Here is a 22,486-nt window from a genome sequence, read left to right as displayed (position 1 = left end):
AGCCGTCAACTCAACTGCTGGCTCACCAAATAAGAATAAAGCCCCTTCGCCTCGATCAGCTCGGCGTGTGTGCCTGTCTCCGCGATCTCGCCGCGGTCCAGGACGACGATCCGATCGGCCCGCTGCACGGTGCTCAGACGATGGGCAATGATGAGACAAGTGCGGCCTTTCAGCATCGCATCCATATTCTGCTGGATGATCCGCTCCGACTCCGAGTCCAGGGCGCTCGTCGCCTCGTCGAAGATCAGAATGCCCGGCTCGCCGAGCAGCGCTCTCGCGATGGCGATCCGCTGAAGCTGTCCTCCGGACAGGCTCAGCCCGCCCTCCCCGATCATCGTCTTGAAGCCGAGCGGCAGCGCCGCAATAAAGTCGTAAGCGCCGGCCAGCCTGGCCGCCGCCTCGACCTCCTCCAACGTGGCGGACGGGAATCGGATCGCGATATTGTCCTGGATCGTCGCGCGGAACACCCGACTCTCCTGTTGAACGATTCCGATCTTCCGGCGCAAGGATGCCGCGTGAATCTGCCGGATATCGTGCCCGTCGATTCGAATCGTGCCGTTCGACGGCGCGAACAGTTTGGTCAGCAGATTCGCGAACGTCGATTTGCCCGCTCCGCTTCGGCCGACGATCGCGACGGTCTGACCCGATTCTATTTTCAGATGAATCCGCCTTAAGATGTCCGGCCCGTCCTTGGTGTAACGGAACGAGACGTCGTCGAACCGAATATGCCCCTTGAGCGCGGCCAATCTCCGCAGGTTCTGCGGCTCCGGCTCCTCCGGAATTGCCATGAACACGTCGTCGATTCTCTCCATCGAGACCCTACGCGATGACGGACCTTCCTCTTCAAAGTCTCCACCCGGGCAAATTCGGCTAGATCGGCCATCGATAGCGAGCGCTCCGCCAGCCAATCTTTCACTTCGGAGGCTTGATAGAGCCCACTCTCGACTCTCCAGTCGTTGACCGCTTCTTGAATCTCTTCCTGGCCGGCTGAAATTCCGTTTTCCTCCGCGTAAGCTGTGATGGTCGCATGCGAGATATAATCCTCGACCGCTCCGAAATTGCCCCGCATGGCGGCAGACCGCAGGACGGCCGCTAACGAGAAGCTATGTTCTCCGATTTGAAGAGCCGCGACCCGATCGAGCGCCATCGTCTTACTCCTTTACGTTTTTGTATATAAAAACGCGGGATTCGCTCCCGTGCCGATCCTTGCGTTAGAGGGCTCTTTTGCCTCCGGCCACGTTCTTCGCTTCTTCCTCGGTCAGCTTCCTGGGCAAGTTGTCCAATTGGATCCCGTTTGCCTCTTTCGCCTCCACGGATTCCTTGGCTGCGTCCGTCTTCTGTTGCTCCGCCATCTCCGTCACCCCCTCTCTGCCTTCATACTCCCAGTCTAGCGGGGCGGAACAAAAGAATTATGAAAGAAAAGGGAGAATCATGCAAAAAAACCGCTCAGCGTCGAGAGCCTCGCGGTTTTTGAAAGCAATATGGAAAAGTGTATAATAGCCGTAACCTTAAACGGAGGAATGAATCATGGAGTATACGATTAAGGATGTAGCCGAACAGTTCAACTTGGCCCCCCATACCTTGAGATACTATGAAACAGAAGGCTTGCTGCCCCCCGTTCACCGATTGGAGAACGGGAGACGGCTTTATAACGAAACGGACCTGGCGCGAATTCAAATGATCTGCTGCATGAGAGCAACGGGAATGTCCGTCGAATCCATCAAACATTACAACGATTTAAACCTTCGCGGAGACGACACATTGCCGGAGAGGCGCCAAATTATCGAGGGCCAAAAGGAAGTCGTCGAAAATCATCTTCGCGAGTATCAAAATTATCTGGAGCTCTTGAAGCAGAAGCTGCAGCACTACGATTCGCTGATCGCGGAGAAGCAGCCGCAACCGTAAGTCGTCACATGGGCTTATGCCTTTAGTCTGCTCCTCATCATCTCCACAAATTCCTGGTTGCCCATAGTTTGCCGCGCTTCGACCAGGGGCGCCACAATGCCGGGGATGGTGTAGCGGAGCCGGTCTTCGCCGTCCGTCGCGGCTTCGTAAACGACCTTCGCCACATCCGCCGAATCAATCCCTTTATCGGTTGAAAGCCAGGAAAAGAAACGATTCATTTCCTCCGCAAAGCCACCGTAAGAGTCGGGCAGCGGCAAGGCGGGCTTATTCTGCTCGGTCACCGCACCATAGTTGCTTTCAAAACCGCCCGGCTCGACCAATTTGACCGCGATGTTCTGGGAAGCCAGCTCATAGGAAAGCGATTCCGTAAATCCTTCAATCGCAAATTTGCTGCTGCTGTAAATCGAAATGTTCGGGATGCCGATGAGTCCGCCGCAGGAGCTGATATTGATCAGCGTTCCTCCGCCGTTCTCCCTAAAATGAGGGATGATCGCACGGGTAACATCCATGACGCCAAAAACATTCGTATCGAATTGTTTCCGAATCTGTTCACGGGATATCCCTTCAAAAATGCCGTTTTGTCCATATCCCGCATTGTTGACCAACGTATCGATTCGCCCAAACCGTTCAATTCCCATGCGGATCGCGGTGTTGATACTCTCCTGATCCAGAACATCCAGCCAGGTAACCAGCACATTCGCCAGACGGTTTAACTCCGTTTCCTTTTCCGGTGAACGCATGGTCGCAACGACATTCCAACCTTCTGACGCAAAAAGCTTAACGGCTTCTCGTCCCAGTCCCGACGAAGCTCCGGTAATCAAGATCGTTTTCAAATGAATCTTCCTCCCAGCAATGAAGAATGATGTTCAAATGATGAACGATCAAAGTATAAATCTTAAAGTCGACTTTAAGTCAAGGGCCGGGTCGAACGGAGTTAGTTTTCATCATCATACAAAGAATTATTACGATATTTATTGTAAAGCCATAATACGAGCAAGTAGAATTCCCCAGTTATTAGATCAGTAGGATACAACCACTCCCACTCTGAACCCCAGATGATAATCCTGGAGATATTTAAAATAAGTATGCTACCTAATCCGTAGATTAAGATTAAGGTTACTACTCTGTTGATCAAATGCATTTTATGTATCCCTTTGAACAGCAATAACTCTACCGGTAATGAGAGCACTAACGCAATTACTAAAAAACCTGGTCCTAAAAAATCAAAAGCTAAAAAAAATGGAAATAGCATATTAAAAAGAAGATCTTTGATTTGAAGTGGCTCAGAGCTAATGCTAAAAATTAAGGCCCCCATAGAAATAAGGATGCCGGAGGATGTCGCAGCTAGAAAGGCAATCAGTGCTTTTCTGGAAACTAAAGAAATAAATAGCTTCAACCTTTCACCTCTTAATTTTGATTCATAGGCTTGCCAGTCAGAATCCAATATCCTTTTTGATTCTTTGAACCTTGTATTTATCCAATCGATTTCCATGTTGGCCTCCTTAAGAGTGTAAAAGAAATTGACTTTAAATCCTGACGTTGATTTTTACGATAAGAAAACCGCCTCGTTGAAGAGGCGGCTTGCTGCCGGCCGCGATGCGGTTAGTCGGTGCGGATGTGTCCCGGCAATGACTTCCTCGTTCCTTGTTTCCGGGGCAGAAGGTTGCCCAGACCCGGAGCGTGAATGTATATTTCAGTTAAGTCTTCTTTTAAACGTCACTTATTTATTGCCGAGTTGTTCCGCCAAACCGATTAGAAGTCCTTCCTTTCCACGAATGTAGCAGAGCCGGTACGAGTCCTCGTACTGAACCACTTCGCCAACGAGCTGAGCACCAAACTTAGTGAGTCTGGATACCATTTCGTCAATGTCTTCAACGGTGAACATGACGCGTAGATAACCGAGGGCATTTACAGGAGCAGTTCGGTGATCTGATATAGTAGGCGGGGCGAGAAATCGCGAAAGTTCAAGTCGGCTGTGGCCATCCGGTGTAACCATCATAGCAATCTCTACACACTGTGAACCCAGCCCGGTTACGCGGCCAGCCCATTCACCTTCGACAGTAGCTCGTCCTTCGAGCTTCAGGCCAATCTCCTCGAAGAAAGAGATTGCGTCATCAAGGGATTCTACAACGATTCCAACATTGTCCATTCTTAGTAATTTGTTATTTGCCATAGTTTTATCTCCTTGTGTGTACAAATTTATTACCTTTATTCTATCAAGAATTACTAATTCCTTCCAAACGATTCACAAGGTCTCCTCGTTCGTTTCAAAGGGGTAACTTGTAAGGACATTGAACGTTTGGCGACAGGACTTGCAACGGTAACGTTGACGTTGACGTTGACGTTTAACCTCTCCAGTACGGGATTTTACAGCGTACTTCCCAAATCGCACAACAGACTCTCTTACCTAATTATAGAACATTAGTTCGTATATATCAAATATCCACAACGAAATTTAACTGAAAAAGGTAAATTCAATTCCCGTTGAAAGGTTGAATCGCAGCGGTTTAAACTGACAGTCAGCTTCCCCCTCGTCGAAAGGAACGCAGGGTACATCATCAATATGAACAACTCGTTCCGGCAATTGCAAGGAATGAAGTGCCTCCTAATTTAACTTTAGGAGGCTTTTTAAGTATCCAGAAATGAAGGCAAGCCTTCAAAAGCATCCCTTCAGCCTTATTACATACACTGGACATCTGACCAACACGCTTTTTTTCCGAGTTAATAATTTATTATTATCTACCCAAAGGGAGGCAGCCACACTTGAGGAAACAAACGAAAGCTGTCAAAAAATCCAGACAAAGACATGTCCATGAATTTGAAGGCAGTACCAAATTGGCAGAACAAGGAGCAGACAGACATAATCATCGATTTGCAGGTGTTACGGGCCAAGCTATCAGAGTAGGCAACAGCCATGTCCATGAAATTGATCTTACGCACACCGATTTCTTGAACCATTTTCATAATCTCAAAAAAATCAGAACCGGACCTGCCATTCCTGTAGGCAATGGTAAACACGTACACTTCGTAACCGGAATGACGACGCGAAATGACGGTCATGTTCATCAGTTCAATTTCGTTACCTTAATTCAGCAACCGCTTGTATAAAAAGCCCCGCCGAAGCGCACCAAAACGTGCCAAAGAAGCTTTAGTTGTTGGAGCGATTCGGCGGGCGTTCCGCGGTCGGACCAGGCGGCGGGGTTGCGGCGCAAGTCCCGGACGGCTTCGCCGATCGCGCTTGCGTCGATCATGCCGCCGCGTGCCACGCGTTGAGCCAGAGAGGGCATGGCCGGTCCTCTGAAATCGGTCGGGACGTCGGAGGCTCTCAATTGAAAGCCCATATGCCAATAGAGCGCGATGGAGTAACGCCGGCACAGCTGCTCCAATGTATGGCCTGTCGGCGTATTCTGGAACGAAGGGTCCGCCACCAGAGCGTCGACGTCGTCCTGAAGCGAGACATCGCCATGAACCTGGGCTTCAATATAGTGGTTGAGGTTGCGGCTGGGCTCGCGTCCCGCGCGGTTTGGAAGAGGCTGAGCGAGTCTGGTTCGCGCGTGCTCGATCCATTTGCGCGGCGTCAGTTCCTTCTCTCCGATCGCGAAGTCCCGGAAAAAAGCGTCCTGCAGAAGCGCGGAGAGAATCATGTCCCATTCCGCCCAGGTTCCCCTCTCCTTCGGACCTTGATGCGAATCGGAGTAGGTGAAGGTACAGCGCCTCGAGACGGCCGGAGACAACAGGAAATAGCACGAACCGAACCTCGGGGCAGGGCCGTCTGGATGCAGCATCAGGTCGAGTGCCCCGTACTTGGGGCGCTCGCCGGCAGCGACACCGTCCGCTTGATAGGCTCCCCCGAACAATCTCCTCTCCCACAGATCCCGGTCTCCTCCGGGATAGGCGGATAGGCTGCCGTTCGACAGCTGCGTCTCGAACTGGCTCTTGTAGATCCCATGCTCCAGCAGCGCCTCCGCCACGCTCTTCATCCGCGAATCCGGACGGTCCGGGTGAAAATGCAAGGCGACCCGAGCGTGCGTTTTGACGATGGCGACAGCTTCTTCGAACGAATGGGAGGCGATGTCGGACATCGCCAATATTTCCCGGATCGATCGCAGAGCCTCATCCTTATGGCTTCCGGCGTATTCGGAGACATGATCGATCGCGAACCGTTGGGCGCTCGACAGTTGGACGGCCATGGCCGGTCACCTCCATTTTCAACCATGATAGCATAGCGCTTCGAGAACGAACCAGAGCAAATCCAAACGAAAAAAAGCCTGCACCTTCGCCGAAAAATTTGGCAAAGCTGCAGGCTTTTCTCTCGGCAAGTCATTTCTTACGCCTCGCCGACCCTCACGTACACCCGCTCCCGATGCGATTCGGCAACGACCGGCGTCTCGAAAAAGTCGCTCAGCGTCTCCGTCGTCAAAATTCGGCTCGTCTCGCCGCTGCCGAATACTTCTCCGCGGCGCAGCAGCAGCGAATGGCCGAAGATCGGCAAAATTTCCTCCGTATGGTGCGTTACATAGAGCAGCGTCGGCGAACGCTCGCTGACGGCCAGATCATGGATGCTGTCCAGCAGCCGCTCCCTCGAGAACAAATCCAATCCGTTGCACGGCTCGTCCAGAATGAGAATCCGCGGCTCGGCCATGAGAGCCCGGGCGATGAGCAGCTTCTGCTTCTCGCCCTGGGAGCACGTCCGGAACTCCCGGTTCCACAGATGAACGCAGCCGAGCCGGGTCATCAGCTCTTCCGCAAGCTGCAGGTCTTCCTCGAGCAGCTCTTCGTAAAGCCCGATCGTCGCGTATTTTCCGCTGATGACGACGTACTGCGTCTTGTCCGTGCCGTACAGCTTCTCTTGCAGCGAAGAGCTGACCCAGCCGATCGTCTTGCGAAGATCCCGCAGGTCGACTTCCCCGAACTTGTGGCCCAACACGGTTACCGAGCCTTTCGTCGGCCAGATGTATCCGTTGATCATGTTGAGCAGCGTCGTTTTGCCCGATCCGTTCAGACCGAGCAGCGCCCAGTGCTCTTGCTCGCCTACCCGCCAATGAATGTCTTTGAGCAAATGCAGCGTCCCGGTTTTCCAGTGAACGCCTTGAATGTCGATGACCGGTTGTTGATCTGTTTCCATATTCGAGTACCTCGCCGGTTGCTAATTAAGAAATAAGACTTTCTCCATTGTAGCAAACAACCGGCGAGTCGTCCTCCCCAATCTTGCTCGGTAGGCCTGCAACAATCACAATCGGTCCGGAACGGCAAACATCCTGTCCGTCTTCCGTACGAGCGCGATGACCCACAGGCTGGCAATGAAGTCACCGAGTCCGAAGAAAAGAAACAGCATGCCCGTTACAAGTCCTGCATTCAATGCAAAGGGCAGTAAGATCAGCATCGCCGCGCCGAAACCGAACACCGCTTGCCACACCCGCAAGGCCATGTGGGCCAAGTCTCCGCATACCTCTGCCGACAACGCCTTTTCGCGAATACCGATGCAAATGCCGTACATCATGACCAAATCCAGCAGCGTCCCGACGTTCGACACGATCATATCATTGACCCCCGAGGATTCGCCGGGAAACAGGCTCAGGCTCGACGGCAACCGCCCGATCAGTTGCGGAATCGAGATCAGCAGCTGTACGCCGGCCGTTCCCCAAGCGACCCTGAACAGCTTGCTTTGCGGCTGAATACCGGATAATCCGATCATGATGAGCAGATACCCCAGCACGTCCGGCAAGATATCGAAATGTTGAATGCGAATGTCGATCAGTTCCAACGCCAGCCCCCAGGCCAAGCGGGAATATGCGGCTCTCATGCCTTCTCCCTCCTCTGGGCCCGGACATAAGCATGCATCTCCGCCTCGGAAGGGTAGGGAACATGTTCGGCGATCAACGTCCCGTCATACGTCTTCCCGCTATCCTCCTGAAACGTCATCTTAAGCATCAGTTCGTAAACGTTCATGCTCAATGGGTTGTCTTCGGGAAGGTGGAATTGATAAGAAACGGTTAAAGATTGTTTGGCCGTCAGACTCGCCGGCAAGTCGAGTTTTTTCCCGGAAGCGTTCGCCTGCCACTCGAAAGCATTCCCCAGCACCGGCAACCACGCGGACGAGATGCCGGTCAGCGTGACCGGGCGCTTCACGGTCATCGAAGCGGTACCTGTACCGTCCGAGGAAGACGAGCTGGACAGGGAAGAGATCGGACTTTTTTCGCCGGAAGAGGGAGCCGTCTGCCGGAAAATCCGAATCTCCCCAATGTCCTCTCTCGATGACGTTCCGTCGGTGTACTGCACTTTGACCGAGTGAATCACGATCGGGTCTTGCTCTCCCTCGGACTTCTCCCCTAGCGGGTCGATCTGAGCCATAATCCGGTAAATCTTCTGATACCGCATCTCCGTCTGAATCGCCGGTTGATAGAATCTGAGACCGGGCACATCTTCAACGAAAACGCTGGCGACTTGACGGTTGTCCTGGCGATTCGCCACGTACAGCAGGTTGAACGATCCGCCGCTATCCGGCGCTTCGATATAATGGCGAAGAAATCCGCCTGCCGGCAGCTGGTTGCCGCGATAGACGAAGATGTTGCCAATCCAGCTGGCCAGAACGAGCGCCGCCACGGCCAGGTAGACCGCTCCCGCCTTTTTTCTCGCGCTCATCGTCCTCCCCCTATCCATTCGTATAGGGTATTATAACGGAATCTGGAAAGCGGAGCCATGGGAAAATGGCGGCCGACGTGATGCGGCGGTCGTCGAGATCACGATTGCAGCCGATCCGAAAGCGTTTCGCGGACGAGCGTCAGCGATTCTCTCAACGCGGCTTTGTTCACGGCCGCCTGCCGCTCCGCATCGGTCCATTCTGCCAACTTGGGCGTCATCTTGATGAAAGAGAGCAGCGCTCGCCGCGCCGCCTCGAAAGCTTTCGTCTCGTCCTGAAGCAAATAGTACGCCGTCCGGTAAGCTTCCAGCTCATGGCTTCGCAGCAAGTCGGCTGTCCGCCGCGCCGACGTCAGATCAGGCCTGCGCTTATTCACGGCGATTCAGGTTATTCAGCTGAAGCTGCTTCAGCTCTTTCTCTGCGCTCCGTTTGGGGTCCACGCTGACGACCTTGCCCCGGTAGAGCACCTTCCCGCTGTCCGCGTCCAGCACGGCGGCCATCGTTGGTTCGCCATCATCCTGCATGCTCTCCGGCACGTTGAGCCGCGTGGGATACAGCAGAACGTAAATCCGCCCGTCGACGGCGAACGAGCTCCCGATATCTTGCGCGCCTAATTGCTCGCCCGTCACGCTTAAGCTAGCCAACTGCTTGCCCGTCGTCAAGTCCGTCCGGGTCCATTCGAGCTGGTCAGCGTCGTCGTCGGGCCGCAACGAGGTAAGAACGTTACCGTCTAACGTGTTGAAGACCCTATAAGGTTCGTCACCTGGCTTGAACAAAGAGGGCAGCTCCTTCATTTCGTCCGTCGAGTAGGAATAAGAGACTAGCTTTTCGTTCAATAACTTTAATTCGGCGGCAACATGTTCGCTGACCTGCTTTTGCATGATTTCATCTATTTGAAGGATCACGGAATCGGATGGAGCCGTTGCCATTCCTTCCGTGACGACGCTGATCTGAAGAGACGCTCCCGGAGTTGTTTTCCAATCAAACGCCAGCTTCTTGCGGTCTATCAGACTTCCGTCCGATAGATTCAGCACGTAATCCACATAAACCGTAGGCAAATTCGCCGAACCCGCTTCCAGCTTCCGCTGGGCGACCAGCACGTGAAGCTGATCTCCGACTAGTTGAACGTCCTCCGTGTAGGCGAAATCATACTTTTGATCGGGCAGCGGAACCGAGAATCGAGACGTCTTCCCGGACTTCAAGTCAAGGAGATCGGCATCCAGCCGAGCGGTTCGGGACTGTCCGCCTGAGACAACGGCGTCAGCGTAGATCAGCTTCTCTTCGTCTTCGTACCAGCCCGACGTCGAGCTTTTGCCGCGCATGAAATTCGGATGCTCCTTGCGAATCTCCTTCAGCCCCGGCAATTCCAGCAGCCAGGAACGCGAATCCAGAACGGCCTCTGCCAACGTTTCCTGGAGTCTGTAAACACTTCCCTCTGTCGTAACGATCAGAGGCTTCGAATACATTCGGCCCCCGTACGTGCCGGACAACTCCAGCGCCGCCCCTTCCTTCGCATCCCCCTCGACCGTGACGAGTTGGAAAGGAGGCAGCCGTTCGTCGGACGCAAAAGCGTAATAGTAGCCGAGCGTCCCCAGCGCGAAGAGACAGAGGACGACGGTCAGCGCGTATCTCGTTCTTTTCATCCTCATCCCCCTCACACCGTGATTTTCCTGCTCAGCAGCCGGAAGCCAAGTCCGATCGATGCGGCCGCGACGACCATGATGACCGCCGTAAGGATGCCAAAGATCTCCTTGGGATACAAATAGGCGTCATCCCGATCGAATCCGAGGGTCAATAACGGAACGACGAAAGCAGCGATGCAAGCTGTCGCGTAGATAACGGCATAGCCGATGCCCCAGAAGCGGAAGCTCCTCTCCAGAAGTACAGCCGTGAATGCCACCAATATGCATATGACGCCAAGCCCATACTGATACAAGAACTGCGCGCCACTCAATGGCAGCAGCAGGGAGAACGCCTGATTGGCTTGAATGATATCGGTAAAATAGGAATCCATCCGCATCTCGGCGGGCACGATCAAGTTAAAGATTCCTTGTTCGATCGGCAGCGCCAAAAGTTGAAACGCAAGCAAGCTGAACACGAACAGCAGAATGGCGGTAAGCTTGGCCAAGTACAGATTCCGCCTGGCGGTCGGCAGCATCAGCAGCCGATAAGCGAACGTGCCGCGGCCGAGCCAGTCCCGGTACCAGATCAGAAAGACGTACAAAGCCAATCCCGCCGCGCTGACGAGAATCGGGAGCGCGAACATCGCCTGCGTGTTGAAGACCGCCCAGGTAAACGTGAGCTTGTCGAAGCCGAAAAACGGCACGGGCGCCCCGCCGGCGCGAAGCCGGTGCACCTCGCCCGTCGTTTTCCAGATCAGAGCCGCGACTTGTACGACCAACGTCAACCCCATCATCCCCAGCAGAAAATACCGAAAACGGCGAACCTCCATATGGACGAGCTTCCCGTAGCGAATCATGCGAGCAGCACCTCCCGCATCAGATCGAGCACCGATTTGCCTTCCTCGTCCCGGACCCGCTCGCAGTCGAACGAGCGAACCGTCCGGCCGCCTTTGAGCAGCACCGCATGATCGATCAGGTGCTCCATCTCGGCGATCTCGTGCGTCGTCAGCAGAACCCCGCGCCCTTCCAGCCATTCGCTGGAGAAGACCGACGCCACCGTCTCCCGGCTGAAGACGTCGATGCCCGAGAGCGGCTCGTCCATAAGCACATAATCCGTATCCGGCGCGAGACCGAGCACCAGATTATACTTGGCCGCCGTCCCTTTGGATAAATTGCCGACTCTCTCCCCTTCGTTCAAATCGAAAAAATGCATCAGCTCCCGGGCCCTCGACGCATTCCAGCTGGCATAGAAATCCGCCATGAACTGCAGCCCTTCCCCCAGCTTCATCGCTGACGGCATCGGCAAATGATCGGGTACGAACGAGATTCGCTCATAGCTGCGCTTGTCGAGCGCCATCCCTTCCAACCGGATGCTCCCTTCCTGATACGGCGTGAGGCCCATCATCGCCTTGAGCGCCGTCGACTTGCCGGCTCCGTTCAAGCCGATCAGGCAGGTGATCCTTCCTTTCTCGGCACGGAAGCTGAGCCCGTCCAGCACCCAACGCCGCCGATACCGCTTGCGTACGTTCTCCACTTCGATCATGGCGCTTCCTCCTCCGTTCCAGTCTCCTTCGACGCTCGCGACGCTTCGTATTCCCTGCGCACGTGAGCAAGCAGTTCCTCGACCGGCACGTCCAGATTCCGGATCGCGGCGATGAGCGCGCCCACCGCGCTGCCGACCAACTCCGACCGAATCGAGCGAAGCACCTCGGCGTCCTGCGTAATTCGGCTCGGGGAGTTTCCTTCCGTCACGATCAACCGTTGTTCCTCCATTTCTTTATAAGCTCGCTGCGCCGTATTGGGATTGATTTTCAGCGCCGCAGCCGCTTCTCTCCGGGACGGGATCGTTTGTCCCGGCAGCAGCCGGCCGGTCGCAATTCTCTCCTTGAAGTGCCGAATGACCTGCAAATAGACCGGATCGCGGCCGTTGAAGACGATCTCCGTCCATCCGTCGCTCGTTCCCATGGGTTCCGATCGCATCCTTTCCAAGTGTATGTACTAAGTGGTTCATACACCATGAGCGTATTATGCCCTTCACACACTTGATTTGTCAAGACATGGAATACAGACGGAGAGCTCCCGCGCCCCTCTCCGCCTCATCCCCTTACCCTCGCACCAGCGTCCCGATGTAGTCTCCGGCGAAGGCAAGCGCGATCCCCAGCACGTAGCTGGACGTCGCATAGAGGGCGAGCACTCGCCCTTCCCTCTTTTTCATCAGCTGCACGATCTCCACGTTCAGGGTGGAAAAGGTCGTATACGCCCCCATAAAACCGGTCCCCGCGAACAAATAGAACGGTTCGCTCGCGCCTGATCCCAGAAGGATTCCGAGCAGGAAGGAGCCGGACAAGTTGATGAACAGCGTCGCACGCGGAAGCAGCGACGGGAATTTTCGGACGCCCCAGGTACTGAGACCGTAGCGCGCCAACGCGCCGAGAATGCCGCCTAACGCCACCCAGATCCAATGAGCCATGAAGTCAACTCGCCCTCCTTTCCCGCTGCCGGACTTGAGCCTGGTACAGTTCGTAGCCGGCCCATGCGAGCGCGAAGCCGCCGATCACGCTCAGCATCATATAAAGAGCCGCCATCCCCCACAGCCCGTCCCGCACCAATCCGACCGTCTCCACGCTGAATGTGGAGAACGTCGTAAAAGCGCCGATCAGCCCCGTGCCGATTCCCGTCCGCAGCCATGCGGGCAGTCTTTTTTGCGCGGCGGCCCAACTGGAGAACCAGCCGAGCGCCAGACAGCCCGCGAAGTTGATCCCTAACGTGCCCAGCGGAAAAGACGACATCCACCATCCGCCGACATAGCGTCCTATTCCGTAACGAAGCAAGGCGCCGATCGCGCCGAAAAATCCTACGGCAGCCGCGTTCATTCCGATCCCTCCCGACAAGTTGTCCGCCTGCGAGGCCAAAAAAATAGACTCCTACCAACGATAACGCTCATACGCTGGTAGGAGTCATTAGCCCGAAGGCAGTTATGGCGAACTCCATCGCCTATTCGACTTCTGCTATTTTACTCCACGGCGGGACCGGCGTCAATGGCATTCCCGCCGCCTCCGCTGCGGGCAAATTGACAAGGGGGATGGCCATCCCTTATATTTCAGGGGGACTCACGTCCCGTTCGATTCCAAGGAGGTTTGAACCATGGCTCCGTTCGTCTTCAGCTCCGAATTGAAGCAAGCTACCCTGCAAGCCCTGCAAGATCGCGGCGTAACTCTTGAAGATATCGCCCAGTTGACGCTGTTCCTGCAGAAACCTTACGTTCCCAATCTGGATCTGGAACGCTGCGTTCACAACGTGGAGCAAGTTCTCGAGAAGCGGGAAGTGCAGAACGCGATTCTTACGGGAATCGAACTGGACCTGCTTGCGGAGAGAAAGCAGCTCGCATCCCCGCTGCAGCAGATCATCGAGAAAGACGAGAGCCTGTACGGCATCGACGAAATATTGGCGCTGTCGATCCTGAACTTGTACGGAAGCATCAGTTATACGAATTACGGATATATCGACAAGCTCAAGCACGGCATCTTGCAGCACTTGAACGACAAGTCGACCGGAAAAGTCCATACGTTCCTGGACGATCTCGTCGGCGCCGTCGCGGCAGCCGCCGCGGGGCGGATCGCCCACCGGTACCGGAGCGAAGAAGAAGCGCAGCAGTTGAGCGCCGGGGAAACCGGCAGCCAAGCCGATTGACTCGCCGCTAGAGCCCGGGCTTTTTCGGCGGCCATCCATTTTGGACATTCCCGGTCATAACTCCCGCTCCGCCGCATACATTGGATACAAGCCACGGGCGATGGAGTTCGCCTTCATGCCGCAAGGCCGATACTCCCGCCAGCCGACCACGGTTGGCGGGAGTTCGTTTGATCGGGATTTCGAGGTGATGGCCATTTATCGGAAACTCGCCGCCGTTCTGCTCGGGTCCTTATCGCTCGCGATGGGGATTCATCTCTTTCTGGTGCCCAATCGGCTTCTGGACGGCGGTTTCATCGGGATCGCGCTCATTCTGAACTACTTGTGGGGCTGGAAAATCGGCTGGACCGCGTTCGCCCTGAGCATACCGATTTACGTGTATGCGTGGTTTTGCCGGCGGACGTATTTTTTCAACAGCATGCTCGGGATGAGCGTCTCGTTCTTCCTGATCGACTGGATGCACCGGTTCCTGCCGACATACGGAGCGGCTCTGCCGCTTAGCCCGTTAACCGGATCGTTCGTCGGCGGCGCGCTTGTGGGGACCGGCGCGGGAATGATGCTCCGCTATCACGTCAGCGCCGAAGGAACCGACCTGTTCGGCCTGCTCGTGTCCGAGAAGCTGTCGGTCAACGTCGGCGTCGTCATCTACGCGCTCGACCTGCTGATCGTGCTGTCCGGCGCTTTCGTCGTCCGGGACGAGCCCGTGACGCTCTCGCTGATCATGATTTTGGCGGCGGCGACCGTCACGACCCTGTTTACGCTCCGCCGTCCGGATTCGCTTGCGAACTGACGTTCCTTTCGGTTACGATATTCTTGAATGACAAGCATCGGCCAGGCAACGCCGATCCGGGCAAAAAACCGAAATAAACCGAAATGACGCAGGGGAGGCGCGCACGATGCAATGGACGCTGGGTAAGATCAAGACGCTGTGCGGCCGCATCGCTTACGAGCGGGGGCTGGCCTACTACCGGGCGAACAAGGTCGCCTTCACCCGCTATGACAAGGCGTCGTCCGCCTGCGAAGCGATCGTCTCCGGCAAGACCGAGTATCGCGTGACCGTCGCGGCCGCTTCCGGGGACGAGACGAGCGCCTCCTGCTCCTGCCCTTCCCTTCGCTCTTACGATTCCTATTGTTCGCATATCGCAGCCGTATTGCTGAACTTGCTCGATGTCCAGCGGTTCGGCAGCTCGCTGATCCGTTACGCCGACCCGGCTTTGCGGGAGCGGCCCGATGATCGGGATACCGGGGAGCTTGCCATGACCGACGAGCTGCTCGGTTGGTTCGGATCGGCGCCGACGGACGAGCCGCTTCGCTCTCCAGCGCTCTTCGACGCAAGAGAACCGTTGCGCGCGGAATGGCTCTGCCAGGCGGTCGTGTACGGACCGCAGAAATACAAAATGTGCATCGGCGTCAAGCTCGGAACGGAACGGCTCGATTCCGTCCCCCGCATGGCCGAGTGGCTGGAGCGGGCGTCCCGCGGCGAGGCGTATCCCGTATCCGACAGCTTCTCGTACGACCCGCGGCGTCAAGGCCTTCCGCCCGAGGACGAAGCCATCCTGCGGCTGCTGTCGGAGATCGCGCGCAGCGAGCGGATGTTCCGGGAGGCGTCCTCCCTCGTTCCGTCCCCGCGCGATACGGCAGGCAGCGACCGGCTCCTGCTCGTTCCGCCCGACGGCTGGCGGCAGCTGGCTCCGCTGCTGGCCGAGGCTGCCGCCGTCAAGCTTGCCCACGGCGGCCGCGTCTTCGCCGGCTTCCGGCTGTCGGACGAAGCCGTTCCGCTGCACTTCGACCTGGACCGGGACGGGACGGAAGGGTATCGGCTGGACGTTCGCGGACTTTCCGCTTTTACCGTTCTGGAGGAATACGGGGCGGCGCTTTGGGAGGACAAGCTGCTGGAGGTGCCGGAAGCGGCTTCGAAACGGATCGCGGAGCTGAAGCGAAGGCTGCCGCCGGAAGGAGATTCGCATATCCGGCTGTCCGAATGGCAGCTCGTCGCCTTCGCCGAGCAGGCCGTTCCTTCTTTGCGGAAGCTGGGCACGGTCCGCATCGCCGAGTCCGTCGCCGAACGGATGATCAAGACGCCATTGAAGGCCAAGCTTTACTTGGACCGGGTCAAAGACCGGCTGCTCGCGGCGCTCGAGTTCCAATACGGCGACATCTTCGTCAATCCGCTCGAGAGCGCGGACCGCCATCGCGGCGCCGACCGCATCCTGATGCGGGACGGAGAGCGCGAACAGCTCATACTCGAGCTGATGGAACGGGGCCATCCGGGCCGAACCGAGAGCGGCTACTTCTGGCATCACGAGGAGGACGAGTTCGAGTTCCTGCATCGAGTCGTTCCCGAGCTGGAGAAGCTGCTGGAGGTGCACGCCACATCCGCCGTCAAGGAACGGCTCTTCGTCCCGGAGTCGCTCCCTACGATCCGCATCGAGTGGGATCAGCGTACGGACTGGCTTGACTTTCGCTTCGAGCTGATCGGGATTCCGGAGAAGGAGATTCGCGGCATCGTCAAGGCTATCGCGGACAAGCGCAAATATTACAAGCTTCCGCAGGGGGCGCTGATGCCGCTGGACGGCGAAGAGCTCACAGAGCTCGTTCGGCTGACGAACGAGCTGGGGGTGCGCGGGGAAGCCGGACTGCTGACGGCGGGACGCCTTCCGCTGATTCGTGCGCTGCCTCTGCTTGATGAGCAGGAGCGGACGGACATTGTCAAGCTGGGTCCTGCGCTGCGGCAGCTTCTGGACCGGCTGCGCAACCCCGACCGTTCGGACGAACCCGTTCCGGCCGAATGGGACCGTGTGCTGCGCGATTACCAGAAATACGGCTACCGCTGGATGAAGACGCTGGCCCGTTACGGCTTCGGAGGCATTCTGGCGGACGAGATGGGGCTCGGCAAAACGGTGCAGACGATCGCCTTCCTCGTCTCCGTCCTGCCGCAAATCCGCGAGGCTCGGCAGCCGGCGCTAATCGTGGCGCCCGCTTCGCTGCTGTACAACTGGCTCGGCGAACTCCGGCGCTTCGCCCCGCGGCTTCGCGCCGCCGTCATCGCCGGTACCGCGGCGCAGCGCCGGCTGGCGCTGGCCGATGCCGGGTCGCTGGATACCGTCATCGTGTCCTATCCTTCGCTGCGCCAGGACAATGCTCTGTATGCGGAGCGTACGTTCCATACGCTTATTCTCGACGAGGCGCAGACGATCAAGAACTTCGCCACCCGCACCGCCCGCGCGGTCAAGGCGATCCCGGCCCGGCACCGCTTCGCGCTGACCGGCACGCCGATCGAGAACTCGCTGGACGAGCTGCGGTCGATCTTCGAGGCGGTATTCCCGGGACTGCTACCGGGCCGCAGAGCGTTCGCCGAATGGCCGCGCGAGACGGTGGCGAAGCGGATACGCCCGTTCTTGCTGCGACGGCGAAAGGCCGACGTGCTGACGGAGCTGCCGGACAAGATCGAGACCGTGCTGCCGTCCGAGCTTTTTCCGGAACAGAAGAAGCTGTATGCCGCCCATCTGGCGATGCTTCGCCAAGAGACGCTGAAGCATCTGAACGACGAGGACGGCTTGCGCAAGAATCGGCTGCGCATCCTTGCCGGCCTCACCCGGCTGCGCCAGATCTGCTGCCATCCCGGCTTGTTCGTGGAAGGCTACCAAGGCGGCTCGGCCAAGTTCGAGCAGCTCCTGCAGACGGTCGAGGAAGGCCGGAACGCGGGCAGACGCATGCTCGTCTTCTCCCAGTTCACCTCGATGCTGGATCGAATCGGCCGCGAGCTGGGCGTTCGCGGCGTTCCTTTCTTCTACCTGGACGGAAGCACGCCTGCGCTCGAACGGGTGGAGATGAGCGGCCGTTTCAACGACGGAGAGCGGGACGTCTTCCTGATCTCCTTGAAAGCCGGAGGTACGGGCCTCAACCTGACCGGCGCCGACACCGTCATTCTGTACGATCTGTGGTGGAACCCGGCCGTCGAGCGTCAGGCCGCGGACAGGGCCCACCGGATCGGCCAGCGCAACGTCGTGCAGGTCATCCGTCTGGTCGCCCGCGGCACCTTGGAGGAGAAGATGGACGAGCTGCACCGGCGCAAGCTGGACCTGGTCGGCGAGATCGTCGATGCCGGCCACGATGGCCCCGCTTCCTGGACCGAAGCCGACATTCGCGAGCTTCTGTCGCTTCCGGATTACGTCCACGAGCCTCTTCTATAAGTTAAATCGTCTGGCCGAACGCGGGGAGATTCGCGCGGACGATCTTCGTGGACACCGGCTGCTCGTCACTTCGGCGTCTTGCCCTTACCGGCGCAAGCTCGAGCTGGAGCTGCAGGAGTCCGGCGGAAGCGCCGTCTCCATGATGGAGATCGGCAGCATGACCGCCCTCCCTTTGTATGTCGCGGCCGGGCTCGGTGTCGCGCTGGCGCCGCTGGTCGCCCTGGACGCCCTGCCTTCGGGAACGGCGGCCCGGCCGTTTCTCGGAAACGCGTCGTCGATCGCTTGCGGCTTCCTCTACAAGGCGGAAGCCTACCCGCTCGCTTCGGCCGGCGGCAAGCTGCTCGCCTTTTTGCGAAGCCATCTGCTTTCGAATGCTCCGCTGCCGTTCGGCCCGGAGCGGCTCACTCCAGCTTGAAGCCGTACAGATAACCGCCGCGCGAAGCGACCACGATGCGGTTGCCGAACACCGCCGGCGTCGACTCGATGTTCGCTCCGACCGAGACGCTTCCCAGCGTCGTTCCGGTCGCTCCGGACAGAAGCGATACCGTACCCGACGAGTCGGCCTGCACCAGGTAAGCGCGGCCGTCTTTATCGTAGACGTCGACCGGCGACGACCAGGCGTAATGCTTCATCGGCTGCCGCCAGATTTCGTCTCCGGTCCGTTTGTCCAGCGCGATCGTCAATCCGCCGCCGAAGCTGCCGTAGCGGGCGAGCGTAAAGACGACGCGATCGCCGATCGCCCCTTTGCCCAGCACCGGCGTTGCCAGCAGCCCCCCGTTCACCGCATGATCGCCTCGCTGCGTATAGCATAGGTATTTTTTCTCCCATACCGTCCTGCCCGTCGTTCCGTCGATCTTGCGCAGAATCGCAAAGCCTCGATCTCCTTGCTTGTCGACTTCGGTTCCGGTATACAAATACGGCTTGCCGTCTTCCGCGCCGACGACGATCGTCGCGTCCGTATCGTCGGTCGCCGGCAGCGCCCACGCCGGCTTGCCGGTCCGCAAATTCAGCGCCTGCAGGCTCCCCCCGTTATCGGCGAAAAACGCCAGCTCTCCGACCGCCGCCACCGAATTCTCGATTCCTTGATATTTGTTGCCGGAGACGGCGTACTTGTACTTGCTCACTTCCGGGCGAATCGATAGCGTGCCCTTGCTCCGGTCGTACCGGGTGTTCAGCTTGACGTCGTAAAACAACCCGTTCTCGCCGCCGACGATGAGCGAGTCGGTCTCCCGGTTGAACAGCGCCGAGCCGTCGAACGCTCCCCAGCCCCGCTTGGCGTAGGAGTCGAGACCGTTCGCGGAGTAGAGCTTCTTCCCGTCGATCAGGCTGTACAGGCCGAAGCCGATCGTTCCTTTCTCGGGAATGCCCTCGCCTACGTATAACAGCGGATAGCCCCGGGCGTCGACAGACACGCTTCCTTTGATCGGATTGCCGATCCGGATCGGCGGACGGCTCTCTTCTCCCGACTCCAGGTCCATAAAGTAGACGTATCCGTCCAGCGACGCGTAGATGACTTCGGTAAACCCCGGCTCGTTCCGGAATTTCGCCTTTACGTTCATCGTGCGGAGCACGTCGGGCGGCCATTGGACGATCGCCGGCTGTCCCGTCCAGCCCGCTCCTCCGCCCCAGCTGCTGGCTTTCGTCTTGAGGGCCCACGCCTTCGCCGGACGGAACGCTTTCATGGCGACGGTTCCGTAAGCCGGGGAAGCGCGGTCCGCCGAACCCCGGAACGTCAGCACGCCCGGCACCTCGGTATAGACGGCCGGGAACGACTGCGGCGGAGGCTGCCGGTTCCATTTGAACGAGATCAGGTTCTCCGCGTCCGCCGCTCCCGGCAGCCCCGCTTCCCAAGCGACGGCAAGCAGCAGCGCAAGCGGAAGCGCCCGCCCGAATCTTTTGTTGCGGCGATGCTTGTTCTCTCTCATCCCTCTTCCGTTCCTCTCCTTCGTCGGCTGATCGGACCAACGAGTAGATTGTAAGGGGGATTCGCCGCAAAGCCTGTCATTCGGTCGGCGCGATTCCCGGCATCGTTTGTCTAACGCAAACCAAAAACAGCCTCCCGCTCGGGAAGGCTGTCGTACTCTCTCGGCTTATGGTTACAGCAAGGCGGCGATTCGGTCCTCGATCTCGGCCGGCGTTACCTGCGGATCGATCCGCTCCGCTACATTGCCGTTCTTGTCGACGAGAAACTTCGCGAAATTCCATTTGATGTCGTACTGTTCGGACGGCCCCCGGCTCGTCAAATACTGGAACAGCGGATGCGCGTTCTCTCCGATCACTTCCGTCTTCGCGAAGAGCGGGAACGTCACGCCGTAGTTCACTTTGCAAAATTGCTCGATCTCCGCTTCGCTGCCCGGCTCCTGTTCCTTGAACTGGTTGCTCGGAAAGCCGAGGATGACGAAGCCGCGGTCCTTGTAAGTCTCATATAGCTTCTGAAGCCCTTCGTATTGCGGAGTCAGGCCGCATTGGCTCGCCGTGTTGACGATGAGCAGCACTTTCCCGCGGTATTCCTCCAGCGACTTCTCCTCGCCGCGAATCGTATTCGCTTTGTAATCGTAAACGGACATTGTGGCTCCTCCTTCGGCTTGTCCGGCGGGCGTATCGGCATTGGGCGCGTCAGACCGCCGGCAGTTGGATTCGGGGCGATCCGCTGTCATCCGCGAAAATGTCCCCGAATCCAACTTTAGGCAATCTGCGGCGCGCTGTCAAATCGCCTCGCCGGTCCGAGCCGTCCGAAGCCGCATTCTCCTCCCCGCAGCGAAAGATGCGGCGGCGGCGACCAGGCCGGCAAGAGCGATCGCGGCGGCGATCCATGGATGGTAGCGGACGGTGCCGGCGCTTTGCAGAAGCGCTCCGCCCCCGCTCGCCCCGAGCGCGACGCCCAGGTGAAGCATCGACGTGTTGAAGCCGAGCACGATGTTGGCCGATTGCGGCGCCTGCTGGATCAGATACGTCAGCACCGCCGGAATGGTCAGCGACATGACGCCGTTCCAGACGGCAAGCGTCGCCCAGCCGAGAGGCCGGGAGCCGGACAATGCTGGCAGCAGGATCAGCGCCGCCGCGATCGCGGCGAGGCCGAGCACGACGATCCGCTTGCTACCGCTTTTGTCCGTAGCGACACCTCCAAGCCGCGAGCCGATCATTCCGAACAAGCCGAAGACGAGGAGCAAGGCGCTTACGCTGCTCTCGCGGCTGTGAAGCACATCCTGCAAGTAGGGAACCTGATAGGAGTTCATCAACGATGCGCTGGTCGTGAACAGCCCGGACAGCAAGAACCCGGAGACGATGACGGGATTGCGAAGAACGCGGAACTGTTCGGTAAAGCGGACGGGCGCGTCTCCTTTCAGCTTCGGCAGCCAAAGGCGAATGCCCGCCATGATCAGCAGCGTAAGAATGCAGAGCCAGATGAAGATCGTCCGCCAATTGCCCCAATTGGCGAACAGGACGCCGGCCGGAATTCCGAGCACCGTCGCGGCGCTCATGCCGAGCGTCACCATGCCGACCGCACGCCCCCTCTTCTCCGGCGGAACGAGTTCCGCGGCGGCGCCGAAGGCGATTACCGAGAAGATGCCGGAGCTTACGCCGAGCACGACGCGGCCCGCGACGACGATCGCATAATCGTCGGCCGCCACCGATACGGCGCAGCCGAGCGCGAACAGCGCAAGCGATCCGATGAGCAAGGCGTTGCGGCTGAGCCTGGACGTCGCGGCAATGATAACCGGCGTTCCGATTGCATAAGCGAGAGAGTAAGCGGCGATCAGCTGTCCGGCTGCGCCGACCGTCACGTTCAAATCTTCGGCGATACGATCCAGAATGCCGGCAACGACCAATTCCGCCGTCCCGACGACGAATGCGCCCGCCGTAAGCAAATAGAGAATCCCATTTTTCATAACAACAACTTCCCTTCCGTGTCTTGACGCGCGTCTTGATTGCCATTATAGGGACTTCACTTTATAATTGTAAGAAGGCAATTGAGATTGACATTATCCTGATGAATGGACCTACTTACATTTATAAAGTGAGGTGCGCGTTATGAATGAGGCTTATGAGCTGGAAGGAGAAGAGTTTACGGGTTCGCAGCCGCTCATTTGCGAAGGATTGCAGCTGCTCGGGGCAAAATGGTCGATTCTGGTCATCTCGGAGCTGTCCAAAGGACCGAAGCGCTTCAAGCAGCTGCTGCGCGACGTCGCCATCGTGAAGACGCAGTCGCTGACCGACACGCTGCGCCATCTGGAGAAGGCCGGCGTCGTCCGCCGGACGGTATTCCCCACCGTTCCCGTAACGGTCGAATACGCGCTCACGGAGAAAGGCGAAGATTTTCGAACCGTCCTGGACGAGATGGAGAAATGGACGCTTCGCTGGAAACGTTCCTAAATCCAAAGTCTCCCGAGCCGATAAAACAAAAGCCGGCCCCTTTTTGTTAAAGAGGGGACCGGCTA

Annotated in this window: 26 protein-coding genes, 1 pseudogene and 1 riboswitch; of the genes and pseudogenes, 7 read left to right on the top strand and 20 right to left on the bottom strand. The window is 57.8% G+C overall.

The window, feature by feature from the left end; genetic code table 11:
• Positions 1 to 5 precede the first annotated feature (5 nt).
• On the bottom strand, positions 6 to 788 hold the full coding sequence (locus H7C18_RS22010; protein WP_238357882.1) for a peptidase domain-containing ABC transporter: 783 nt from the start codon (positions 786 to 788) through the stop codon (positions 6 to 8).
• A 423-nt stretch (positions 789 to 1,211) separates the two neighbouring features.
• Entirely contained in the window at positions 1,212 to 1,352 is a 141-nt protein-coding gene (locus H7C18_RS22005; protein ID WP_185131263.1) for a hypothetical protein, read from the bottom strand.
• Between the two features lie 175 nt (positions 1,353 to 1,527).
• Between H7C18_RS22005 and H7C18_RS22000 the strand changes: the two genes are divergently transcribed.
• A complete protein-coding gene (locus H7C18_RS22000) occupies positions 1,528 to 1,905 on the top strand; it encodes a MerR family transcriptional regulator (RefSeq protein WP_185131262.1) in 378 nt (125 codons plus the stop codon).
• A gap of 14 nt (positions 1,906 to 1,919) precedes the next feature.
• On the opposite strand, the gene H7C18_RS21995 is transcribed toward H7C18_RS22000, so the two are convergent.
• The 4 genes and pseudogenes from H7C18_RS21995 to H7C18_RS21980 form a co-directional block, all read right to left on the bottom strand.
• Positions 1,920 to 2,738, bottom strand: coding sequence for an SDR family oxidoreductase (locus tag H7C18_RS21995; protein ID WP_185131261.1), 819 nt, complete (start codon positions 2,736 to 2,738; stop codon positions 1,920 to 1,922).
• A gap of 101 nt (positions 2,739 to 2,839) precedes the next feature.
• Positions 2,840 to 3,397, bottom strand: coding sequence for a hypothetical protein (locus tag H7C18_RS21990; RefSeq protein WP_185131260.1), 558 nt, complete (start codon positions 3,395 to 3,397; stop codon positions 2,840 to 2,842).
• Positions 3,398 to 3,625: 228 nt separating this feature from the next.
• Complete coding sequence (locus H7C18_RS21985) at positions 3,626 to 4,078, bottom strand: VOC family protein (RefSeq protein ID WP_185131259.1); 453 nt, start codon at positions 4,076 to 4,078, stop codon at positions 3,626 to 3,628.
• A 77-nt stretch (positions 4,079 to 4,155) separates the two neighbouring features.
• Positions 4,156 to 4,303 (bottom strand): annotated as a pseudogene (locus H7C18_RS21980) (IS1595 family transposase); the annotation flags it as partial.
• A 365-nt stretch (positions 4,304 to 4,668) separates the two neighbouring features.
• Between H7C18_RS21980 and H7C18_RS21975 the strand changes: the two are divergent.
• On the top strand, positions 4,669 to 5,013 hold the full coding sequence (locus H7C18_RS21975) for a YmaF family protein (protein WP_185131258.1): 345 nt from the start codon (positions 4,669 to 4,671) through the stop codon (positions 5,011 to 5,013).
• Here the strand turns inward: H7C18_RS21975 and H7C18_RS21970 are convergent.
• The 11 genes from H7C18_RS21970 to crcB all read right to left on the bottom strand — a co-directional run bounded on the left by H7C18_RS21970 (position 4,995) and on the right by crcB (position 13,079).
• Positions 4,995 to 6,095, bottom strand: coding sequence for a DUF3626 domain-containing protein (locus H7C18_RS21970; protein WP_185131257.1), 1,101 nt, complete (start codon positions 6,093 to 6,095; stop codon positions 4,995 to 4,997). The two genes, H7C18_RS21975 and H7C18_RS21970, sit on opposite strands and share 19 nt — an antisense overlap.
• Before the next feature lie 137 nt (positions 6,096 to 6,232).
• Entirely contained in the window at positions 6,233 to 7,030 is a 798-nt protein-coding gene (locus H7C18_RS21965; RefSeq protein WP_185131256.1) for an ABC transporter ATP-binding protein, read from the bottom strand.
• A gap of 105 nt (positions 7,031 to 7,135) precedes the next feature.
• On the bottom strand, positions 7,136 to 7,708 hold the full coding sequence (locus H7C18_RS21960) for a hypothetical protein (RefSeq protein WP_185131255.1): 573 nt from the start codon (positions 7,706 to 7,708) through the stop codon (positions 7,136 to 7,138).
• Positions 7,705 to 8,547 (bottom strand): hypothetical protein, encoded by an 843-nt coding sequence (locus tag H7C18_RS21955; RefSeq protein WP_185131254.1) that lies wholly within the window; start codon positions 8,545 to 8,547, stop codon positions 7,705 to 7,707. Before H7C18_RS21955 ends, H7C18_RS21960 begins: the two co-directional genes overlap by 4 nt.
• Before the next feature lie 98 nt (positions 8,548 to 8,645).
• On the bottom strand, positions 8,646 to 8,873 hold the full coding sequence (locus H7C18_RS21950; protein ID WP_185131253.1) for a hypothetical protein: 228 nt from the start codon (positions 8,871 to 8,873) through the stop codon (positions 8,646 to 8,648).
• Between the two features lie 40 nt (positions 8,874 to 8,913).
• Entirely contained in the window at positions 8,914 to 10,188 is a 1,275-nt protein-coding gene (locus H7C18_RS21945) for a hypothetical protein (protein ID WP_185131252.1), read from the bottom strand.
• 11 nt (positions 10,189 to 10,199) lie between these two features.
• Positions 10,200 to 11,024 (bottom strand): hypothetical protein, encoded by an 825-nt coding sequence (locus H7C18_RS21940; protein WP_185131251.1) that lies wholly within the window; start codon positions 11,022 to 11,024, stop codon positions 10,200 to 10,202.
• On the bottom strand, positions 11,021 to 11,710 hold the full coding sequence (locus tag H7C18_RS21935; RefSeq protein ID WP_185131250.1) for an ABC transporter ATP-binding protein: 690 nt from the start codon (positions 11,708 to 11,710) through the stop codon (positions 11,021 to 11,023). Before H7C18_RS21935 ends, H7C18_RS21940 begins: the two co-directional genes overlap by 4 nt.
• Positions 11,707 to 12,132 carry a GntR family transcriptional regulator gene (locus tag H7C18_RS21930; RefSeq protein ID WP_185131249.1) on the bottom strand — a complete coding sequence of 142 codons (426 nt, stop codon included), beginning with the start codon at positions 12,130 to 12,132 and terminating at the stop codon, positions 11,707 to 11,709. Before H7C18_RS21930 ends, H7C18_RS21935 begins: the two co-directional genes overlap by 4 nt.
• A 139-nt stretch (positions 12,133 to 12,271) precedes the next feature.
• Positions 12,272 to 12,637, bottom strand: a complete 366-nt coding sequence (locus H7C18_RS21925) for a fluoride efflux transporter FluC (protein ID WP_185131248.1) — start codon at positions 12,635 to 12,637, stop codon at positions 12,272 to 12,274.
• A gap of 4 nt (positions 12,638 to 12,641) precedes the next feature.
• Positions 12,642 to 13,079 (bottom strand): fluoride efflux transporter CrcB, encoded by a 438-nt coding sequence (gene crcB / locus H7C18_RS21920; RefSeq protein ID WP_238357871.1) that lies wholly within the window; start codon positions 13,077 to 13,079, stop codon positions 12,642 to 12,644.
• A 32-nt stretch (positions 13,080 to 13,111) separates the two neighbouring features.
• A riboswitch (Fluoride riboswitch) is annotated at positions 13,112 to 13,171 on the bottom strand.
• A 140-nt stretch (positions 13,172 to 13,311) separates the two neighbouring features.
• Here crcB and H7C18_RS21915 point away from each other — a divergent pair.
• From H7C18_RS21915 to H7C18_RS21900, 4 genes are all read left to right on the top strand, one after another.
• Positions 13,312 to 13,857, top strand: coding sequence for a phosphatidylglycerophosphatase A family protein (locus H7C18_RS21915; RefSeq protein WP_185131247.1), 546 nt, complete (start codon positions 13,312 to 13,314; stop codon positions 13,855 to 13,857).
• A 115-nt stretch (positions 13,858 to 13,972) separates the two neighbouring features.
• On the top strand, positions 13,973 to 14,644 hold the full coding sequence (locus tag H7C18_RS21910) for a YitT family protein (RefSeq protein WP_185131246.1): 672 nt from the start codon (positions 13,973 to 13,975) through the stop codon (positions 14,642 to 14,644).
• Positions 14,645 to 14,750: 106 nt separating this feature from the next.
• Positions 14,751 to 18,047 (top strand): DEAD/DEAH box helicase, encoded by a 3,297-nt coding sequence (locus H7C18_RS21905; protein WP_185131245.1) that lies wholly within the window; start codon positions 14,751 to 14,753, stop codon positions 18,045 to 18,047.
• The gene (locus tag H7C18_RS21900; protein ID WP_185131244.1) at positions 17,956 to 18,462 is read left to right on the top strand and encodes a substrate-binding domain-containing protein; all 507 of its coding nucleotides are present in this window, start codon (positions 17,956 to 17,958) and stop codon (positions 18,460 to 18,462) included. Before H7C18_RS21905 ends, H7C18_RS21900 begins: the two co-directional genes overlap by 92 nt.
• Here the strand turns inward: H7C18_RS21900 and H7C18_RS21895 are convergent.
• From H7C18_RS21895 to H7C18_RS21885, 3 genes are all read right to left on the bottom strand, one after another.
• The gene (locus H7C18_RS21895) at positions 18,449 to 19,972 is read right to left on the bottom strand and encodes an outer membrane protein assembly factor BamB family protein (protein WP_185131243.1); all 1,524 of its coding nucleotides are present in this window, start codon (positions 19,970 to 19,972) and stop codon (positions 18,449 to 18,451) included. The genes H7C18_RS21900 and H7C18_RS21895 overlap by 14 nt on opposite strands.
• Before the next feature lie 171 nt (positions 19,973 to 20,143).
• Positions 20,144 to 20,614 carry a glutathione peroxidase gene (locus tag H7C18_RS21890; protein ID WP_185131242.1) on the bottom strand — a complete coding sequence of 157 codons (471 nt, stop codon included), beginning with the start codon at positions 20,612 to 20,614 and terminating at the stop codon, positions 20,144 to 20,146.
• 138 nt (positions 20,615 to 20,752) lie between these two features.
• Complete coding sequence (locus H7C18_RS21885) at positions 20,753 to 21,937, bottom strand: MFS transporter (protein ID WP_185131241.1); 1,185 nt, start codon at positions 21,935 to 21,937, stop codon at positions 20,753 to 20,755.
• Positions 21,938 to 22,079: 142 nt separating this feature from the next.
• On the opposite strand from H7C18_RS21885, the gene H7C18_RS21880 reads away from it, so the two are divergent.
• Positions 22,080 to 22,421, top strand: a complete 342-nt coding sequence (locus H7C18_RS21880; RefSeq protein WP_185131240.1) for a winged helix-turn-helix transcriptional regulator — start codon at positions 22,080 to 22,082, stop codon at positions 22,419 to 22,421.
• The last annotated feature ends 65 nt before the right edge of the window (positions 22,422 to 22,486 follow it).

The organism is Cohnella zeiphila (genome assembly GCF_014212055.1).
Classification (GTDB): Bacteria; Bacillota; Bacilli; order Paenibacillales; family Paenibacillaceae; genus Cohnella; species Cohnella zeiphila.
Note: the sequence above shows the minus strand (reverse complement) of the source record. Positions and strands in the feature narration are given on the sequence as shown.